Source organism: Stenotrophomonas sp. STEN225 (genome assembly GCF_056756445.1).
The window spans coordinates 23,102-40,865 of the sequence record NZ_JBRRBV010000011.1 but is presented as its reverse complement, the minus strand read 5'-3'; the positions used below and the strand labels follow the sequence as shown (position 1 = coordinate 40,865).

Genomic DNA, 17,764 nt, shown 5'->3' with positions numbered 1-17,764 from the left:
GCGGCATTTCGGATCAGGCCTGCTTGCGCTGCGCGATATAGGCCTGGATCTGCTGTTCCAGTACCGGCAGCGGCACCGACCCCTGCTTGAGCACGGCGTCATGGAAACCCTTGACGTCGAACTTGTCGCCCAGCTCCTTCTCGGCCTGCGCGCGCAGGCGCACGATGGCGATCTCGCCGAGCTTGTAGCTCAACGCCTGGCCCGGCCAGGAGATGTAGCGATCCACTTCGGTGGTCACTTCGTGCTCGCTCAGCGCGGTATGGTCACGCAGGTAGGCGATGGCCTGTTCCCGGGTCCAGCCCTTGCTGTGCACCCCGGTATCGATCACCAGGCGTGCCGCGCGCCACATCTCGTAGGTGAGGCGACCGAAATCCTCGTAGGGGGTTTCATAGATGCCCATCTCCACGCCCAGCTTCTCGCTGTACAGGCCCCAGCCTTCGCCGTAGGCGGAGATGTAGGCGTTGCGGCGGAACTCGGGCTGTTCGCCCTGTTCGGCGGCGAGCGCGCCCTGCAGGGCATGACCGGGATCGGACTCGTGCAGGGTCAGCGCTGGCAGGTTGTACAGCGGCCGCGCCGGCAGGTTGTAGGTGTTGAGCCAATAGGTGCCCATGCCACCGCGGCCTGCGGTCCAGAACGGCGCGATGTCCGGCGGCACCGGCACGATGGTGAAGCGCGCGCGCGGCAGTGTCATGTACTTGCCGATGACACCATCGATGCGCTTGGAGATCCACGCCGCCCGATACAGCAGCTCGTTCGGGGTCTTGGCGTAGAACTGCGGATCGGTGCGCAGGAAGGTCAGGAATTCGCCGAAACTGCCCTTGAAGCCGACCTGCTGGATGATGTCGTTCATCTCCTTCTGGATGCGCGCGACTTCGCCCAGGCCGATGCGATGGATCTCATCCGGCGACAGGTCCAGCGTGGTGTATTCGTGGATCTGCTGCCTGTAGAACGCCTTGCCCTCCGGCATCGCTTCGGCCGCCAGGGTGGTACGCGCCTGCGGCACGTACTCATTGACGAAGAAGGTACGCAGCTGCTGGAAGGCCGGCACCACCTTGCCGTTGATCGCCGCACGGGCCTGCGCCTGCAGCTGCGCCTGCTCGGCCGCCGGAATGCTGGCCGGCAGCTTCTTGAACGGCGCGTACAGCGGCGACTCGGTGGGGTCCTTCAGCTCGGCGACGGTGGCAATGGAGACCTCGCGCCCGTCAAGCACCGCGCGGGGCACGCTGAAACCCCGCTTGAGTCCGGCGCGCATGTTCTCGGTCTGCTGGCCGAAATAGCGCGGCACATCGTCCAGGCGTGCGATGTAGTTACGGAAGTCCTGCGCGGTCTTCATCTCGCGCCGGGCCATGAACGAGAGATTGGACCAGAACGAGGAATCGGAGTTGAACGGCATCTCGTAGGCCCGCAGACGCACCTCCTCGGCGAGGTTGAACACCTGGTCGCGGTAGATCGCGTAGTTCACCTGGTTGTCGGCGCTGAGTGTCTTCGGGTCGATCTTCTTCAGCTCGGCCAGGGTCTGGTCCCAGACCTTCAGGCGCGCCTGCTGCGCGGCCGCGCCCACATCGGGCAGCCGCGTGGCGTTGGCCGGCGCGTCGCCATCCTCGCTGGCTTCACCGCCCCCGGCCTGGCGCCACTTCCATTCCTTTTCGTACAGCGCGCGGAAGGCGGCATCGGCCGCCGATTCGGTGGTCGCAGGGGCGGACGCCGCGAGCGCGGGCGGAGCCGCCACGACGGCAGCCGGAGCGGACAGGGCGATGAGCAGGGCAACGGCAAGACGGGTTTTCACGAGCACAGGTTCCCGGGAAGGCAGACGCCGATCATGGCACCGCCGGACAGCCGGGGCATGGTTCAAAAGTCCTGCCTGCGCTGCAGGACCGGTAACGCGGGGACCGCACACCTTCGCCGGGCATGGCCCGGCGCTACCGGTGTTCGATCCCGCCCAGGTGCCGCCTCAACGGTTGGATCGGTAGCGCGGGGCCATGCCCCGCGAGCGCGCAGCGTGCAGAACGGACGCCTCTCCGGCGCTGCCTCAATGGCTGGCTTTGTCCCGCTTCCAGCCGCGATGGCGGATGTCCAGGTGCAGGCTGTACAGCGCGGTGAACGCCGGGAACAGGTTCTGCAGCACGCCTACCGAATCCTGCTTGGCCGAGAACAGGAAGTAGCTCAGCGTCATCAGGCTGCCGATCACGCTCATGTACCAGAACAGGCGCGGGATGACCGGCTTGCCGGCACGCCGGGAGGCGATGAACTGGACCAGCCAGCGGCCGCCGAACATCAGTGCGCCGGTATAGCCGATCAGCTTCCAGCCCGTCACATGCAGGCCGGTCCAGAACAACCAGGTCAGCGGCTGGTCGAGCCAGTGCAGCGCCATCATCGTTCTTCCACCGCGGTACGCCTGCTGCGGGTGATCAGCCAGGCAACGCCCCGCAGGTCGCGGATGCCGACCAGCGCACGGCCGAGGTTGTTGTACTTGGAGACGCCAGCGGTACGGTGGCGATGGTTGACCGGCACGCTGGTGGTCTTCCAACCGGCACGCTGCATCAGCGCCGGCAGATAGCGGTGCATGTGGTCGAAATACGGCAGGTCGAGGAAGGCTTCGCGCTCGAACAGCTTGATGCCGCAGCCGGTGTCGGGCGTATCGTCGCGCAGCATGCGCGCCCGGATGCGGTTGGCCCAGCGACTGGCCCAGCGCTTGCTGCCGCTGTCCTGGCGGTTGACGCGCCAGCCGGCAAACAGCTTCACCTGCCCGTCGGCAGCATCGCGGGCCGCCAGCAGCTTGGGGATGTCGGCCGGATCGTTCTGGCCATCACCATCCAGGGTGGCGATCCACGGCGCACGGGCATGCTTGACACCGGTGCGCACCGCTGTGCTCTGCCCGCTCTGCTCGACGTGGTGCAGCACCCGCAGCTCCGGCGTGGTGGCTTTCAGGCCCTGCAGCACCGCCAGGCTGTCATCGCGGGAGTGATCGTCGACATAGACGATCTCGAACGGCAACCGGCCCCGCAGTGCCGCGACGATTTCGGCGATCAGGGGCGCGACATTGTCGCGCTCGTTGAATACGGGGACGACAACGGAAAGCTCGGGTTGGCTCATGGGTCACTCGGCCAAGAGGGGACAAAGACCGCGCATTCTCCGAAGCCGAGGTTATCCGAAGATGAATCCGGCTGTGTGAGGATTGCTCCTCAGGCGCGATCGCCGAAATACTCGCGGCACCACTGGACGACGGGCGGCAGCCCCTGCTCGATCGGGGTCACCGCATCGAAGCCGAATGCGTCATGTGCGCGGCGGGTGTCGGCCATCGTGCGGACCATGTCGCCCGGCTGCATCGGCTTGTAGACCTTCTGCGCAGGGCGGCCGGCGGCCTGCTCGATGACGCTGATGAAGCGCTCCAGCTCGACCGGCGTATGGTTGCCGAGGTTGAATACCCGATGCGGTACCGGACCATCGGCCGGGTGCGCGAGCGCGCCGAGGATACCCGACACGATGTCGGAGACATGTGTGAAATCGCGCTGCATGCGCCCCTGGTTGAACACCTCGATCGGGCGCCCGGCCAAGACGGCACGCGAAAACAGCAGCGGCGCCATGTCCGGCCGTCCCCACGCGCCGTACACGGTGAAGAAGCGCAGGCCGGTGGCATGCAGGCCATACAGCTGCGCGTAGGTGTGCGCCATCAGCTCGTTGGCAGCCTTGGTGGCCGCGTACAGCGAGCGCGGCTGATCCACGCGCTGGTCCTCGGAGAACGGCGGCGTGGCCGAATCGCCGTACACCGAACTGCTGGAGGCGTAGACCAGATGCTGCACGCCGCGGTGGCGGCACAGTTCCAGGATATTGACGAAGCCGACCAGGTTGCTGTCGACGTAGGCCTGCGGATTCTCCAGCGAGTAGCGCACCCCGGCCTGCGCAGCCAGATGGATCACCGCGCTCGGCTGCAGTTCGTCGAACAGCGCGGCCAGGCCTTCACGGTCGGTCAGGTCAAGCGTGCGCAGATCCAGCGTGGGGCACAGCGCGGCCACGCGGTCCCGCTTGATCTGCGGGTCGTAGTAGTCGTTGAAGTTGTCCAGGCCCACCACCGGCTGGCCCGCCTCCAGCAGCGCGCGGGCGGTGTAGGCACCGATGAAGCCGGCAGCGCCGGTGAGCAGGATGGTCATTGCAGGTCTCTGTCCACGTGCCGAGCGACTCAGCCCTGGCGGGTCCGCAGCTTTTCCAGCACGCCGTCGAGGGTATCCAGATCGGTGTAGTGGATGATCAGCTTGCCCTTGCCGCCGCGGCCGTGGCTGATCGCCACCTTGGTCCCCAGCGACTCGGACAGTTCGGTTTCCAGCGAGGCGATGTCGGCCTGCTGCACCTTCGGCGCGGCCGCCGGGCGGTTGCTCGGCACCTTGCCGGCGGCGAAGGCCTGCGCGCGGCGCTCCACTTCACGCACCGACCAGCCTTCATCGGCCGCTTCCTGCGCCAGCTTGCCGGCCAGTTCCGGGGCCAGGGTCAGCAGCGCGCGGGCGTGGCCCATTTCCAGGCGTCGGGTTTCCAGCAGCAGGCGGATGGCCACCGGCAGTTCCAGCAGGCGCAGCAGGTTGGACACCGCCGCGCGCGAGCGGCCGACGGCCTCGGCCGCCTCGGCATGGGTCAGGGTGAACTCGCTGATCAGGCGCTGCAGCGCCTCGGCTTCTTCCAGCGGGTTGAGGTCTTCGCGCTGGATGTTCTCGATCAGCGCCATCGCGATGACGGTGCGGTCTTCCAGTTCGCGCACCACCACCGGCACTTCGTCCAGACCGGCCAGCTGCGAGGCGCGCCAGCGGCGTTCGCCGGCGACGATCTCGAAGTTGCCCGCCGGCAGCTGACGCACCAGGATCGGCTGGATCACGCCCTGCGACCGGATCGAGTCCGCCAGTTCGGACAGCTTGCCCTCGTCCATTTCGCGACGCGGCTGGTACTTGCCCGGCTGCAGCTGGCCGACCGGCAGCTTGCGCAGCACCTCACCCGGCAACGGTTCGATCACCGCGGTGGTGGCCTGCACCTGGCTGACCGCCCCCTTCGGACCGAGCAGCGCATCCAGGCCACGGCCGAGGCCTCGCTTCTTGGCTGCCGGCTTGCTGCTGGTCATCAGACGGTCTCCACGGCCTTGGTGGCCTTGTTGCGTTCGTTGTTGCGACGGATGATCTCGCCAGCCAGGCCCAGGTAAGCCACGCCACCGCGCGAGGCGCGGTCGTAGCCGACGATGCTCTGGCCGTGGCTGGGCGCTTCAGCCAGGCGCACGTTGCGCGGCACGATGGTACGGAACACGCGGTCGCCGAAGTGTTCGGTCAGTTCGGCCGATACGGCGTTGGCCAGGTTGTTGCGCACATCGAACATGGTACGCAGCACGCCCTCGATCTCCAGCGCCGGGTTCAGGCTGGCGCGCAGCGCCTCGATGGTTTCCACCAGCGCACTCAGGCCTTCCAGCGCGTAGTACTCGCACTGCATCGGCACGATCACCGAATCGGCGGCGGCCAGTGCGTTGAGCGTCAGCAGTGAAAGCGCCGGCGGGCAGTCGATCAGGATGTAGTCGTACTCGTCGCGGATCGGCGCCAGCGCGCGCTTCAGGCGCTGCTCGCGCTCGCCCTGCGCCATCAGCTGGATCTCCGCAGCGGTCAGGTCGATGTTGCCGGGCAGCAGGTCGTAGCCTTCCGCGGTCTGCACGCGCACGTCGGCGGCGGTGTTCTCGCCCAGCAGCAGGTCGCAGGTGGACGCCGCCAGCTCACGCTTGTCCACACCACTGCCCATGGTCGCGTTGCCCTGCGAATCCAGGTCGACCAACAGCACGCGCTTGGGTGCGTTGGCCAGGGAAGCGGCCAGGTTGACGGCGGTCGTGGTCTTGCCGACGCCACCCTTCTGGTTGGCGATGGCGATGATGCGGGCCATGCGGGTGTGCCTCGTCGACGGATGCTGGGACCGGTCATTATGCGTACAACCGGGCCCGGGCGGAAATCGTGGATCGCCAACCCCTTGTCGCGCAAAGGGTTGGCGGCGGGATCAGGGGCCTGTAACGGTGACCAGGTGGCGCTCGCCCGCCAGGCCGGGCACGCTCAACGGGGCCACGTCGCGCACCTGCCAGCCTGCCGGCAGTGCGGCGATCTCTTCATGCGGGTAGACGCCCTTCATCGCCAGCAGCACGCCGCCAGGACGCAGCAGGTGGCCACCGACGCGGATGATGCCGGCCAGCGTGTCCATCGCGCGGGCGGTCAACTGGTCGTAGTGGCCGGCCTCGTCCAGCGCTTCGGCGCGCGACTCAGCCACGCGGGCATTGCCCAGGCCGAGCTGGCGCACGGCCTCGCGCATGAAGCGGGCCTTCTTGCCGTTGCTCTCGACCAGGGTGACCTGCAGACCCGGGCAGGCGATCGCCAGCGGGATACCGGGCAGTCCAGGACCGGTACCGAGGTCGGCCAGGCGGCCATCGGCCACGAACGGCTGCATGGCCAGCGAATCGAGCAGGTGACGGGTGACCATCTCCTGCGGGTCGCGGATGGCGGTGAGGTTGTAGGTGCCGTTCCAGCGGTGCAGCAGGCCCAGGTAGCGCAGCAGCGGCGGCGCCAGTGCGGCGTCCAGGCCCATGCCGGCCAGGCCCTGCTCCAGCGTGGCGGTCACGCCGGCGGGAAGTTCGTGTTCGCTCATGCCGCCATTATCGCCCGTTTCCCGGGCTGATTCGCCGCTTCATTGCGGATACCAGGCCAATGCGGCACGGAACTGGCCGCTGGCCTGCCATTCGTGCAGATGCCACTGCCGGGCATCACCCAGCGCAGGGTCGCACCAGCGCAGGTGCAGGGCGCCGTCGACACCTGGCGCCAGCTGCAGGCGATGCAGGCCGAACGAAATGCCCTGCCCGTGTGCCTTCAGCAGCGCCTCCTTGGCGCACCAGACACGGAAGAACCAGTGTTCGCGTTCCGCGGCGTCCAGGCCCTGCAGCCAGGCCACCTCTTCCGGATGGAAGAAGCGCTGCACGATCTCCAGCAGGCGTGGGCGCGGGCGCAGCAGTTCCAGGTCCACGCCGAGCCGTACACCTTCACCCAGCGCCACCAGCAGCACGTCGCCACTGTGACTCCAGCCCGTGCCGTGGTCGGCCAGCGCACCGGTCAGCTCGGGTCGGCCCTTGTCGTCGCGGACCAGCGGCAGTGCCTCCGGCGCGAGATCCAGCGCCTGTGCCAGCACCTGCCGGGCCTGCGGCTCACCGCGCTGGCCCGGCACATGTGGCCGCCGCCAGACCGTCACGGGCCCGAAGCGCCAGGGGCCATCCAGGGTGGCTGGCAAGCTCATCCGCACGCAACCGTCACGCGATTGCACGACGGGTTCACAGCCATGCGCGTCAACTGGTCACGGTTTTCCACCGGAGGTTCGATCATGGGCATCATCATCTGGCTGATCGTCGGCGGCATCGTGGGCTGGCTGGCAAGCATCATCATGAAGCGCGATGCGCAGCAGGGCATCATTCTCAACATCGTGGTCGGCATTGTCGGCGCGCTGATTTCCGGCTGGCTGTTCGGCGGCGGCATCAACGAAGCGATCACCATCCGCACCTTCCTGTTCTCGCTGATCGGTGCGGTGATCCTGCTGGCGATCGTCAACCTGTTCACCCGCAAGAGCATACGTTGATCCGACGGGCAGCGCCGGGCACGGCCCGGCGCTACCTCACCCCAACTGCACCCATGCCGGCGCGTGGTCGCTGGGGCGCTCCCAGGTACGTGGCTCGCGGTCGATGCCGGACGCCACGGCGCCGCCCTTGAGCGCATCGGAGACCAGGGTGAGGTCGATGCGCAGGCCCAGATTGCGGCGGAAGCCCGCCGCGCGGTAATCCCACCAGCTGAACGTGCCGGCTTCCTCGTTGTGCAGCCGGAAACCGTCGTGCAGGCCCAGCTGCAGCAGCTTGTTCAGCGCGCCGCGCTCGGCGGTGGAGGTGAGGATGTGGTTCTCGTTCCACACCTCCGGATCATGCACGTCGCGGGCGTCCGGGGCGATGTTGAAGTCACCCAGCACGACCAGCTTCGGGTGCCGCTGCAGTTCCTCGCCGATCCAGGCGTGCACGGCCTCCAGCCAGCGCAGCTTGTACGCATACTTGTCGGTGCCGACGTCCTGGCCGTTGACCACATACAGGTTGATCACCCGCAGGTCGCCAAAGGTGCCGGCGATGACGCGCTTCTGCTCGTCCTCGAAACCCGGAATGCCGATCTGCACGTCCTGCGCCGGCTCGCGTGACAGCAGTGCCACGCCGTTGTAGGTCTTCTGGCCGGCGAATACGCTGCGGTAGCCGGCGCCGATCAACGCCGCATCCGGGAACTTGTGGTCCTCCAGCTTGGTTTCCTGGATGCCGACGATGTCCGGGCCGAACTCCTTGAGCCACTGCTCCAGGTGCGGCAGGCGGACGTTGAGCGAATTGACGTTCCACGAGGCGATCTTCATGGGGGCATTCTACCCGGGCCTGCTTTGGTAGGCGCCAACCTTGGTTGGCGCATGGATGCCCCGCGTGCCAACCAAGGTTGGCACCTACCAGTAGAGCCACGCCATGCGTGGCTTCACCGCAGCAGCAGCTTCAACATCCCCGCAATCTTCGAATACGGCGGCCGCAGCCTGTCGCTGGCCGCCCAGCGCGACTGCCACAGCACCGGCAACCGCTTGCTCATCGCATAGAACCCGGCGCGGCCGTGGTACGCGCCCATGCCGCTGGCGCCCACCCCGCCGAACGGCAGGCCATCGGCGGCGAAGTGCAGCAGCGTGTCGTTGACCGTCACTCCCCCGGCCACCACGTTGGCGAGAATGCGCTCCACGGTGGCGCGGTCGTGGCTGAAGGGATACAGCGCCAGCGGCCGGTCGCGGGAGAGAACGTCGACCAGCGCCGCATCCAGATCCGGGTAGGCGCGCACCGGCAGGATCGGCCCGAAGATCTCCTCGCGCATCAGGTCCAGATCGTCCGGCGGGTCCAGTACCACGGTCGGTACCAGCAGGCGCTCGCGGCCGGCGCGAGCCTCATCCACGTGCGCCAGCGGAATCACCGGCACCCCGCGTTGCCGCGCCTGTGCCAGATAGCCCTGCAGGCGCTGGTACTGGCCTTCGTTGATGATGCGCGTGTAGTCGCCGGCCTCGCTGAAGTCACCATAGCGCTCGCGTACCTGCTGCTGCAGCGCTTGCACGAACTCGCGCTGACGCGCGCTATCGATCAGCACGTAATCCGGCGCGATGCAGGTCTGGCCCGCGTTGAACCACTTGCCGGTGGCCAGCCGTGCGGCGGCTTTGTCCAGCGGGAAATCACGGCAGACGATGGCCGGCGACTTGCCGCCCAGTTCCAAGGTAACCGGTACCAGATGCTCGGCTGCCGCTGCCATCACCTTGCGGCCCACGGCCGTCGAGCCGGTGAACAGCAGATGGTCCAGCGGCAAAGAGGAGACCGCTGCGGCTACGTCCGCCCCACCCTGCACCACCGCCACCCGATCGGGCGGGAACACACTGGCCAGCAGATCGGCCAGGAACGCGCTGGTGCGCGGGGTATGTTCGGACGGCTTCAGCAACACATGGTTGCCGGCAGCGATGGCGGTGGCCAGTGGCACCAATGCCAGCGTAACCGGGTAGTTCCACGGCGAGATCACCCCGACCACGCCCAACGGCGTCGGCCGCAGCTGCGCGCGCGCCGGCCACAACTTCCATCCCGCCGATGCCCGCTGCGGCTTCGACCAGCGCCGCAGGTGACGCCGCAGGTGGTCGATGGCCGACAGCACGCTCATGCCATCGGCCAGTTTCGATTCAACGTGGGCGCGATGGCCGAAGTCCTCGGCGATGGCCTGGGCCATTTCATCCAGACGCGGCTTCAGCGCCTCGCGCAGGCGGCGCAGGTCGGCTTCGCGCTGATCCAGCGACGGGCGCTGCGACTGCCAGGCGCTGCGCAGGGTGTGCAGGAGGTCGGGGAGGTCGGCTGGGGCGGTGGTCGTCATGGGCCGACTATACGGGGTGCGGCACTGTCCGACGGAGTCAGATACCTTTCGCGCGCGAAAGAGATCTGACCCTGGGCGCGAGATGGCGGGTGGCTTCGGATGCTTTTCAACCACGATTACGGCATTGAACGCTGTCTTTTCGCGTCTGCGGAGTTTTGTGCCGCGCGCTGCGCGGTCGCCGAGCATGGCTCGGCGCTACAAGGCAACGAAAAGGCCGTGGTCTGCACCACGGCCTCTCCTTCATCCGGTGAACATCATTCCTACTTGGTGATATCCACGTCCTTGGTTTCACGCAGGAACAGGCCACCGATCACCACCGACATCAGCGCGATCGCGATCGGATACCACAGGCCGTAGTACAGGTTGCCGGTACCGGCCACCAGCGCGAAGGAGATCGCCGGCAGGAAGCCACCGAACCAGCCGTTGCCGATGTGATACGGCAGCGACATCGAGGTGTAGCGGATGCGGGTCGGGAACAGCTCGACCAGGTAGGCGGCGATCGGGCCGTAGACCATGGTCACGTACAGCACCAGCAGCCACAGCATGAAGATCGTGCCCGCAATGTTGATGCGCGCGCTGTCCGCCTTGGCCGGGTAGCCGGCGGTGGTCAGGGCGGTCTTCAGTTCGGCACCGAACGCGTCGGCCTTGGCCTTGCCTTCGTCCTTGCTCAGTCCCGCCGCTTCATACGAGGTGACGCTGGCGCTGCCGACATTGACGATCGCCAGCGAACCCGCCGCTGCCGGCTGCACGTCGTACGGCACGCCCGCCTTGGTCAACGCGGCGGTGGCCACGTCACAGGAGCTGGTGAACTTGCGCAGGCCGACCGGATCGAACTGGAACGAGCAGGTGGACGGATCGGCCACGACCAGGGCCGGCGAGCTGCTGCGGGCCTCTTCGATGGCCGGGTTGGCGAAGTGGGTCAGGCCCTTGAAGATCGGGATGTAAGTCACGGCAGCCAGCAGGCAGCCGGCGAGGATGATCTTCTTGCGGCCGATACGGTCGGACAGCCAGCCGAAGAAGATGAAGAACGGCACACCCAGCGCCAGTGCGGCTGCGATCAGCAGGTAGGAGGTGGTGGCGTCGACCTTCAGCATGCTGCTGAGGAAGAACAGCGCATAGAACTGGCCGCCGTACCAGACCACGGCCTGGCCGGCCGCTGCGCCCAGCAGGACCAGCAGCATCAGCTTCAGGTTGCCGCCCTTCAGGCTGTCACGGAACGGCGTCTTGGAGCCCTTGCCTTCCGACTTCATCTGCTGGAACAGCGGCGACTCACTCAGCTGCAGGCGGATCCACACCGAGATGCCCAGCAGCACGATGGACACCAGGAACGGAATGCGCCAGCCCCAGGCTTCAAATGCTTCATTGCCCAGGAAGTAGCGGCAGGCCAGGATGATCAGCAGCGACATGAACAGGCCCAGCGTGGCGGTGCACTGGATGAAGCTGGTGTACAGGCCACGCTTGTCGTCCGGGGCATGCTCGGCCACGTAGGTCGCCGCGCCGCCGTATTCGCCACCCATCGCCAGGCCCTGGGCCAGGCGCAGGATGATCAGGATCACCGGCGCGGCAAAGCCGATCGACGCGTAGTTGGGCAGCACACCGACCAGGAACGTCGAGATGCCCATGATCAGGATGGTGACCAGGAAGGTGTACTTGCGGCCGATGCGGTCGCCGAGGCTGCCGAAGAAGGCCGCGCCGAACGGACGCACGAAGAAGCCGGCGGCGAACGCCAGCAGGGCGAAGATCATGCCCGTGGTTTCATTGACACCGCTGAAGAACTGCTTGGCGATGATGGCGGCGAGCGAGCCGTACAGGAAGAAGTCATACCACTCGAAGACCGTACCCAGGCTCGAAGCGAAGATGACTTTCTTGTGGCCCTTGGTTAGGGTGCCCGCGGGATTGTGCGCGGTGCTGGGTGTGCTGGACATGAGACGCTTCCCCTCCGAAGCAATCGTTGTTGGTAGGTGCCGACGGTGGGTCGGCACTCAGTATCGGTAGCGGCCGACCTGGGTCGGCGCGCCGTCAGAAGCTGTACTTCGTGGTGAACTGCAGCCGGGTGATGTCACCCTTGTTGCCGTTCTCGATCTCGCGGCGGCCATACATCAGCTCGGCGCCGACATCGACCTTGGGCAGCGGTGAGTAGAAGATGTTGCCGCGGATGCTCTGCACGCTCTTGGTGACCAGCGGGCCCAGCACGCTGTCGTTGTCGTAGTCGCTGCGCGCATAGATCAGGTTGGTGCGCAGCTTCGGCGAGAACGCATGGCGCCAGCCCACGTAGCCGGCCAGAACGCCGGTCGGATTGAGCTCGTCGCGGGCGATGTCATAGGCCGAGTCGGCGGTGATGCCCAGGCCGATGTAACGCGCGATGCCTTCGCCTCCGGTGAACTGGTAGTGCAGCGAATCGCTGTCGCCCATCACCCACTTGCCGCCCAGGGTCAGGCCGCCGGCAACCTTGTCGGCCTTGGCGCCGGTGGTCTGGTTGTCGACCTTCAGCTGGCGGACGATGCCGCCGACACCGAAGGTGCCCCAGTCGCCCTTCCAGCCGTAACGCATCGTCAGATCCGGCAGGCTGCCGCGATCGGAGTTGGCGCTGGCGTTGGTCCAGGCACCCGTGACCGGATTGCGGGTACCAGTAAGCGTGGTGGTTTCCGGGTTTTCCAGGGCAACGCTGAAGCCGCCGCTGGTGTAACGCACCTGCGCCTGGCGTACGAAGATCACACCGTCGGTCGGGCCGACGAAGTCGACCGCTTCCGGCAATGCGGCCGCGTCCATGAAGTTGGACCAGGTCTGGCCGGCGAGCCAGTTGTTCCAGTACATGTAGGCATGGCGCAGGGTGACACCGTAGGTGTTGGTGGCGGTCTGGTTGCCGAGCGAGTTGCCGAAGAAGTCCATCTCGAAGAACGCGCCGGCCTTGTTGCCGGACTCGCTCACGTTGTCGATGCCCAAGTTGAAGCGCGAGAACTTTGCGTGGGCGTTGTAGTCGGTGCCCGAACGCCTGCCGTTTCCGCCGGCGCCTTCCACCGGGGTCTGGCCCGGCAGATACAGCGAACGGCCGGTGGCATCGTCGGCCAGCTGGCCGTCACTGGTCTGGGTCGCCAGGAAGTCAGCCTTGATGAAGCCACCGATCTTGACCGTGGTACCCGGTGCGGCACCCGGAGTGATGGTGGTGACCTGGATCGGCTGCTTGCCGGCCGGCACCGCCGGCTTCTGCTCGGACTGCACGGTGCGGACTTCGGTCACCGCCTGCTGGGTCTGGGCGATCTGGGTCTGCTGCTGTTGCTGCGAAGACAGCAGCAGCTGGACCTGGCGCTCCAGTTCGGCGACGCGTGATTCGAGTGCTTTCTCTTTGGCGGTCTCTGCGAACGCCATGCCCGGTGCGACCAGGGCGACCAGCAGGCAGGCCGCCAAAGGTGTGCGCACGGCTTTCAACGTACGGTGGCTCATGTTGCCCTCTCTCCCAAGTGGCAAGGTGATGCCGCGCGTGGGGCACGGTCGAGCCGAGACTGCGGGGCACATGCGCGCACCGGCTATTCGCCATTGGTCGAAGCCGGGCCCGCAGGGCGCCCACTTTCGACCATGGTCTAAGCACAGTGGTGACGCGGCCGGGGGTGGATGGGGCAAACTGAGGGGGATCGGTCGTTGCGATGCTGCGACCGCACATACAAAGTCAACGTGCAAGTGAGGGTGCCATGGCTGATATCTACCCCGTCGATCCGCAGTTCGCCGCCAAGGCACGCATCGACAAGACGTCCTACCAACAGCAGTACCAGGCTTCTGTGACCGACCCGGAGGGTTTCTGGGGCAAGGCCGCCGAGCGCCTGCAATGGATGCGCACGCCGACGAAGATCAAGAACGTCAGCTACGACCTGGCCGACTTCCACATCAAGTGGTTCGAGGACGGCGAGCTCAACGCCAGCGTCAACTGCCTTGACCGCCAGCTGGACAGCCGTGGCGACAAGACCGCCCTGCTGTTCGAGCCGGACAGCCCGGACGCACCGGCCCAGCACGTGACCTATCGCGAGCTGTACGAGCGCACCTGCCGGCTCGGCAATGCGCTGCGCAACCTGGGCGTCGGCAAGGGTGACCGGGTCACCATCTACCTGCCGATGATCGTCGATGCTGCCGTGGCCATGCTGGCCTGCGCACGCATCGGTGCGATCCACTCGGTGGTGTTCGGTGGCTTCGCGCCGAACTCGATCGCCGATCGTGTCAGCGACTGCCAGAGCAAGCTCATCATCACCGCCGACGAGGGCCTGCGCGGTGGCCGCAAGGTTCCGCTGAAGGCCAACGTCGATGCAGCCCTGAAACTGCCGGGCACCAACACCGTGGAGACCGTGCTGGTGGTGCGCCACACCGGCGGCGCGGTGGACATGCAGGCCCCGCGCGACCGCTGGTTCCATGACGTCGTGGACAGCCAGCCATCCACCTGCGAGCCGGAGCGCATGAACGCCGAGGATCCGCTGTTCATCCTCTACACGTCTGGTTCCACCGGCAAGCCGAAGGGCGTGCTTCACACCACCGGCGGTTATCTGCTGTACGCGGCATACACCCACGAAGCGGTGTTCGACCTGCGCGAGGACGACATCTACTGGTGTACCGCCGACGTCGGCTGGGTCACCGGCCACAGCTACATCGTGTACGGCCCGCTGGCCAACGGCGCGACCTCGCTGATGTTCGAGGGCGTGCCGAACTACCCGGACACCTCGCGTTTCTGGAACGTCATCGACAAGCACAAGGTGTCAATCTTCTACACCGCCCCGACCGCCATCCGTGCACTGATGCGCGAAGGCGAGGAGCCGGTGAAGAAGACCTCGCGCGCCTCGCTGCGCCTGCTCGGCAGCGTCGGCGAGCCGATCAATCCCGAGGCCTGGCGCTGGTACTACGAGGTGGTCGGCGACAGCCGCTGCCCGATCGTCGATACCTGGTGGCAGACCGAGACCGGCGGCATCCTGATTTCGCCGCTGGCCGGTGCGATGGACCTCAAGCCGGGGTCGGCCACCCTGCCCTTCTTCGGCGTACAGCCGGCGCTGGTGAATGCCGATGGCGAGATCCAGGACGGCCCGACCGAAGGCAATCTGATCATCCGTGATTCCTGGCCGGGCCAGATGCGCACGGTGTACGGCGACCACCAGCGCTTCATCGACACCTATTTCCGCACGTATCCGGGCAGCTACTTCACCGGCGACGGTTGCCGCCGCGACGAAGACGGCTACTACTGGATCACCGGCCGCGTGGACGATGTGATCAACGTGTCCGGCCACCGCATCGGCACCGCCGAGGTCGAAAGCGCGCTGGTCTCGCACCCGAAGGTGGCAGAAGCCGCCGTCGTCGGCTTCCCGCACGACGTGAAGGGCCAGGGCATCTATGCCTACGTCACCCTGGTGGCCGAGGAAGCGCCGAGCGAAGAGCTGCACAAGGAGCTGATCGCATGGGTGCGCAAGGAAATCGGGCCGATCGCCACCCCGGACCACCTGCAGTGGGCACCGGGCCTACCCAAGACCCGCTCGGGCAAGATCATGCGCCGCATCCTGCGCAAGATTGCTGAAAACGCGCCGGACCAGCTCGGCGACACCTCGACCCTGGCCGATCCGTCGGTGGTGGCGTCACTGGTGGACGAACGCAAGGTACGCTGACGTACGACCCGGGGTCGGACCCCCTTCCGCAGGGAAAGGGCTCTGACCCCAGGGGCCTGGCCCCCGAACAGTTTCCCCACGGTTCCCCCCGACCATGACCACCCTCCTGATTGCAGATGACCACCCGCTGTTCCGCGAAGCCCTGCGTGGGGCCGTACAGCGGGTCATCCCCGGCGTGCAGCTGTTCGAGGCTGACAGCGTGGAAGCGCTGTACGCGCTGGCCGACCAGCACAACGATGCCGACCTGGTCCTGATGGACCTCAACATGCCGGGTGCGCAGGGTTTCAACGCACTGGTGCACATGCGCTCGCTGCATCCTCACCTGCCGGTGGTGGTCGTCTCCGCGCGGGAGGAGGCCACGGTGATGCGCCGTGCGCTCGATCACGGTGCGCTGGGCTTCATTCCCAAGTCCGCCGACTCGGACACCATCGGTCATGCGCTGGGCACCATCCTCGACGGCGAGACGTGGGCCCCGCCGGAGGCACACAACGTGCCACCCACCGAGCGCGAGGAACGCGAGGTCGGCCAGCGCCTGCGCGAGCTGACGCCGCAGCAGTTCCGCGTGCTGCAGATGCTGGGCGCCGGCCGCCTGAACAAGCAGATCGCCTACGACCTCAACGTCTCCGAAGCGACGATCAAGGCACATGTGACCGCGATCCTGCGCAAGCTGGGCGTGACCAACCGCACCCAGGCGGTGCTGATGGCCGGCAAGCTGGCCATCGACGACGACGCGATCGTGCTGCCGCCGGAAGAAGACTGATCGTGCCGGGCTGCGGAGCCGTGCACCGGGTCTTGTGATGCCCTCGTAGAGCCGAGCCCATGCTCGGCTGCTCTTCGCCTCAATGCCAATCATGCCTCAAGCGGCCATCGACTCCAGGCATAGGGGTACTCCGCGATACGGGTAGCCAACCCTGCACGCACGGGATTGGCCGCAATGTATCTCGCCTGCGTGTGCAGGCATTCATCACTGCGCAACGCATGGTCGTAGTACCCCGGTTGCCAGATCGGCACGTTCGCATCAGCGCGCGTGGCGATGGATCTTCCACTCCTGGACTTCAGGATCTGCATGCAGCCGGCCAGCGTGCCGGTCCGCAACTCCATCAACCAAGCATGGACATTGCCGGTATGCGACCAACGACCATAACGAAGTGCGGGACTGGCCATGCGAAGAGGCTATGGCACACATGACAACCTCTCCATCAGTGCAACACCGCAATGCCTGTCAGCCGACCCCCTGACGTAGAGCCGAGCCCATGCTCGGCTGCTTCATACGCCAGCCGAGCATGGGCTCGGCTGTACAGGAACGCCCTGCTCAGCCCACGCCGCGCAGGTGTTCGTACAGGATCGTCGCGCCGATGATCACCAGGATCGCGCCGCCAATGATCTCGGCACGCTTGCCAACCATGCTGCCCAGCACGCGGCCGAGCATGATGCCGACGGTGACCATTGTGAGCGTGCACAGGCCGATGACCGCCGCCATCACGCCGATATGGACATCCATGAACGCCAAGCCGATGCCCACCGCCATCGCATCGATGCTGGTGGCGAAACCCGTCAGCGCCAGCTTCCAGAAGCCGTGGTGCTGCGAAGGGTCTTCATCTTCTTCACCATCATCCGTACGCAGGCCGTTGTAGATCATGTGGATGCCCAGCGCGCCGAGCAGGCCGAAGGCGATCCAATGATCGAAGGCTTCGACGTACTGCAGGGCGGCACGGCCGAGCAACCAGCCGATGATGGGCGTGATCGCCTCGATGACGCCGAAGATGATGCCGGCACGCAGTGCATCGCGGAACACCGGCTTGCGCATCGCCGCACCCTTGCCGATCGCCGCGGCGAAGGCATCGGTGGACATGGCAAAGCCGATCAGGAGGATCGAAATGGGGGACATGTGTGCTTGCTGAGGTCGGGCTTGGACGGACGCACGGCCTGCGCTCGCGCCCAACCTGACGTTGCGCGCGCGGGCCGCTGGTCTCGCCAACCATCATGGTTGTCCACGCCACGGCGCACTGGCCGAGTATGTTGACGTGGACGATTCCTGCGTAGGAATCCGGCTACTCCCCAAGGGGACGCGAAGCTTAGCATCGCGATTCGCGCCTGGCACATTTCTGGTGAAACGCGCAGGCAGGGCTGGTTTGTATAGCGATGGCTATATCAGCGCCGGGCTGCGCGCGGAGCCGAGCATAG

The 17,764-nt window shown here is 66.4% G+C and carries 17 protein-coding genes and 1 riboswitch; of the genes, 3 read left to right on the top strand and 14 right to left on the bottom strand.

The features are described from left to right. Positions 1-13: 13 nt before the first annotated feature. From ACVOJ1_RS12355 to ACVOJ1_RS12320, 8 genes are all read right to left on the bottom strand, one after another. Positions 14-1,786 carry a DUF885 domain-containing protein gene (locus tag ACVOJ1_RS12355; RefSeq protein ID WP_053517728.1) on the bottom strand — a complete coding sequence of 591 codons (1,773 nt, stop codon included), beginning with the start codon at positions 1,784-1,786 and terminating at the stop codon, positions 14-16. Positions 1,787-2,029: 243 nt separating this feature from the next. Then, positions 2,030-2,371: a lipid-A-disaccharide synthase N-terminal domain-containing protein gene (locus tag ACVOJ1_RS12350; RefSeq protein WP_053517717.1), complete on the bottom strand. Its 342-nt coding sequence runs from the start codon at positions 2,369-2,371 to the stop codon at positions 2,030-2,032. Beyond that, on the bottom strand, positions 2,371-3,093 hold the full coding sequence (locus ACVOJ1_RS12345; protein WP_065174256.1) for a glycosyltransferase family 2 protein: 723 nt from the start codon (positions 3,091-3,093) through the stop codon (positions 2,371-2,373). The genes ACVOJ1_RS12350 and ACVOJ1_RS12345 overlap by 1 nt, the downstream gene beginning before the upstream one ends. Before the next feature lie 89 nt (positions 3,094-3,182). Then, positions 3,183-4,148: an NAD-dependent epimerase/dehydratase family protein gene (locus ACVOJ1_RS12340; protein WP_065181412.1), complete on the bottom strand. Its 966-nt coding sequence runs from the start codon at positions 4,146-4,148 to the stop codon at positions 3,183-3,185. A 29-nt stretch (positions 4,149-4,177) separates the two neighbouring features. Then, entirely contained in the window at positions 4,178-5,101 is a 924-nt protein-coding gene (locus tag ACVOJ1_RS12335) for a ParB/RepB/Spo0J family partition protein (RefSeq protein WP_065174254.1), read from the bottom strand. Then, entirely contained in the window at positions 5,101-5,898 is a 798-nt protein-coding gene (locus ACVOJ1_RS12330) for a ParA family protein (RefSeq protein ID WP_053517712.1), read from the bottom strand. The genes ACVOJ1_RS12335 and ACVOJ1_RS12330 overlap by 1 nt, the downstream gene beginning before the upstream one ends. Before the next feature lie 111 nt (positions 5,899-6,009). Continuing rightward, positions 6,010-6,648, bottom strand: a complete 639-nt coding sequence (gene rsmG, locus ACVOJ1_RS12325; RefSeq protein ID WP_053517711.1) for a 16S rRNA (guanine(527)-N(7))-methyltransferase RsmG — start codon at positions 6,646-6,648, stop codon at positions 6,010-6,012. 39 nt (positions 6,649-6,687) lie between these two features. Beyond that, the gene (locus tag ACVOJ1_RS12320; RefSeq protein WP_065174253.1) at positions 6,688-7,287 is read right to left on the bottom strand and encodes a 4'-phosphopantetheinyl transferase family protein; all 600 of its coding nucleotides are present in this window, start codon (positions 7,285-7,287) and stop codon (positions 6,688-6,690) included. Between the two features lie 84 nt (positions 7,288-7,371). Between ACVOJ1_RS12320 and ACVOJ1_RS12315 the strand changes: the two genes are divergently transcribed. Then, positions 7,372-7,623 carry a GlsB/YeaQ/YmgE family stress response membrane protein gene (locus ACVOJ1_RS12315; protein ID WP_005411656.1) on the top strand — a complete coding sequence of 84 codons (252 nt, stop codon included), beginning with the start codon at positions 7,372-7,374 and terminating at the stop codon, positions 7,621-7,623. A gap of 36 nt (positions 7,624-7,659) precedes the next feature. Here ACVOJ1_RS12315 and xth read toward each other — a convergent pair whose 3' ends face one another. From xth to ACVOJ1_RS12295, 4 genes are all read right to left on the bottom strand, one after another. Continuing rightward, entirely contained in the window at positions 7,660-8,427 is a 768-nt protein-coding gene (gene xth, locus ACVOJ1_RS12310) for an exodeoxyribonuclease III (protein WP_065174252.1), read from the bottom strand. A 113-nt stretch (positions 8,428-8,540) separates the two neighbouring features. After that, complete coding sequence (locus ACVOJ1_RS12305; protein WP_346480492.1) at positions 8,541-9,950, bottom strand: coniferyl aldehyde dehydrogenase; 1,410 nt, start codon at positions 9,948-9,950, stop codon at positions 8,541-8,543. 260 nt (positions 9,951-10,210) lie between these two features. After that, the gene (locus tag ACVOJ1_RS12300) at positions 10,211-11,875 is read right to left on the bottom strand and encodes an MFS transporter (protein WP_053517700.1); all 1,665 of its coding nucleotides are present in this window, start codon (positions 11,873-11,875) and stop codon (positions 10,211-10,213) included. A gap of 94 nt (positions 11,876-11,969) precedes the next feature. Next, on the bottom strand, positions 11,970-13,391 hold the full coding sequence (locus tag ACVOJ1_RS12295; protein ID WP_053517699.1) for a DcaP family trimeric outer membrane transporter: 1,422 nt from the start codon (positions 13,389-13,391) through the stop codon (positions 11,970-11,972). A 245-nt stretch (positions 13,392-13,636) separates the two neighbouring features. On the opposite strand from ACVOJ1_RS12295, the gene acs reads away from it, so the two are divergent. Continuing rightward, the gene (acs, locus tag ACVOJ1_RS12290) at positions 13,637-15,580 is read left to right on the top strand and encodes an acetate--CoA ligase (protein WP_065181408.1); all 1,944 of its coding nucleotides are present in this window, start codon (positions 13,637-13,639) and stop codon (positions 15,578-15,580) included. Positions 15,581-15,674: 94 nt separating this feature from the next. After that, positions 15,675-16,340, top strand: coding sequence for a response regulator transcription factor (locus ACVOJ1_RS12285; protein ID WP_005411662.1), 666 nt, complete (start codon positions 15,675-15,677; stop codon positions 16,338-16,340). A gap of 89 nt (positions 16,341-16,429) precedes the next feature. Here ACVOJ1_RS12285 and ACVOJ1_RS12280 read toward each other — a convergent pair whose 3' ends face one another. Further along, on the bottom strand, positions 16,430-16,744 hold the full coding sequence (locus tag ACVOJ1_RS12280; RefSeq protein ID WP_346480491.1) for a hypothetical protein: 315 nt from the start codon (positions 16,742-16,744) through the stop codon (positions 16,430-16,432). A 148-nt stretch (positions 16,745-16,892) separates the two neighbouring features. Beyond that, the gene (locus tag ACVOJ1_RS12275; protein ID WP_065174245.1) at positions 16,893-17,468 is read right to left on the bottom strand and encodes a manganese efflux pump MntP; all 576 of its coding nucleotides are present in this window, start codon (positions 17,466-17,468) and stop codon (positions 16,893-16,895) included. Positions 17,469-17,556: 88 nt separating this feature from the next. Then, positions 17,557-17,646: riboswitch (yybP-ykoY riboswitch) on the bottom strand. Positions 17,647-17,764: the final 118 nt, after the last annotated feature.

Excerpts from the sequence above, each read along its gene's own strand:
- ACVOJ1_RS12295 (WP_053517699.1), bottom strand. The coding sequence starts at position 13,391 with ATGAGCCACCGTACGTTGAAAGCCGTGCGCACACCTTTGGCGGCCTGC.
- ACVOJ1_RS12330 (WP_053517712.1), bottom strand. The coding sequence starts at position 5,898 with ATGGCCCGCATCATCGCCATCGCCAACCAGAAGGGTGGCGTCGGCAAG.
- acs (WP_065181408.1), top strand. The coding sequence starts at position 13,637 with ATGGCTGATATCTACCCCGTCGATCCGCAGTTCGCCGCCAAGGCACGC.
- ACVOJ1_RS12345 (WP_065174256.1), bottom strand. The coding sequence starts at position 3,093 with ATGAGCCAACCCGAGCTTTCCGTTGTCGTCCCCGTATTCAACGAGCGC.
- ACVOJ1_RS12320 (WP_065174253.1), bottom strand. The coding sequence starts at position 7,287 with ATGAGCTTGCCAGCCACCCTGGATGGCCCCTGGCGCTTCGGGCCCGTG.
- ACVOJ1_RS12350 (WP_053517717.1), bottom strand. The coding sequence starts at position 2,371 with ATGGCGCTGCACTGGCTCGACCAGCCGCTGACCTGGTTGTTCTGGACC.
- ACVOJ1_RS12275 (WP_065174245.1), bottom strand. The coding sequence starts at position 17,468 with ATGTCCCCCATTTCGATCCTCCTGATCGGCTTTGCCATGTCCACCGAT.
- rsmG (WP_053517711.1), bottom strand. The coding sequence starts at position 6,648 with ATGAGCGAACACGAACTTCCCGCCGGCGTGACCGCCACGCTGGAGCAG.
- ACVOJ1_RS12315 (WP_005411656.1), top strand. The coding sequence starts at position 7,372 with ATGGGCATCATCATCTGGCTGATCGTCGGCGGCATCGTGGGCTGGCTG.
- ACVOJ1_RS12335 (WP_065174254.1), bottom strand. The coding sequence starts at position 5,101 with ATGACCAGCAGCAAGCCGGCAGCCAAGAAGCGAGGCCTCGGCCGTGGC.
- ACVOJ1_RS12340 (WP_065181412.1), bottom strand. The coding sequence starts at position 4,148 with ATGACCATCCTGCTCACCGGCGCTGCCGGCTTCATCGGTGCCTACACC.
- ACVOJ1_RS12285 (WP_005411662.1), top strand. The coding sequence starts at position 15,675 with ATGACCACCCTCCTGATTGCAGATGACCACCCGCTGTTCCGCGAAGCC.
- xth (WP_065174252.1), bottom strand. The coding sequence starts at position 8,427 with ATGAAGATCGCCTCGTGGAACGTCAATTCGCTCAACGTCCGCCTGCCG.
- ACVOJ1_RS12300 (WP_053517700.1), bottom strand. The coding sequence starts at position 11,875 with ATGTCCAGCACACCCAGCACCGCGCACAATCCCGCGGGCACCCTAACC.
- ACVOJ1_RS12280 (WP_346480491.1), bottom strand. The coding sequence starts at position 16,744 with ATGGCCAGTCCCGCACTTCGTTATGGTCGTTGGTCGCATACCGGCAAT.
- ACVOJ1_RS12305 (WP_346480492.1), bottom strand. The coding sequence starts at position 9,950 with ATGACGACCACCGCCCCAGCCGACCTCCCCGACCTCCTGCACACCCTG.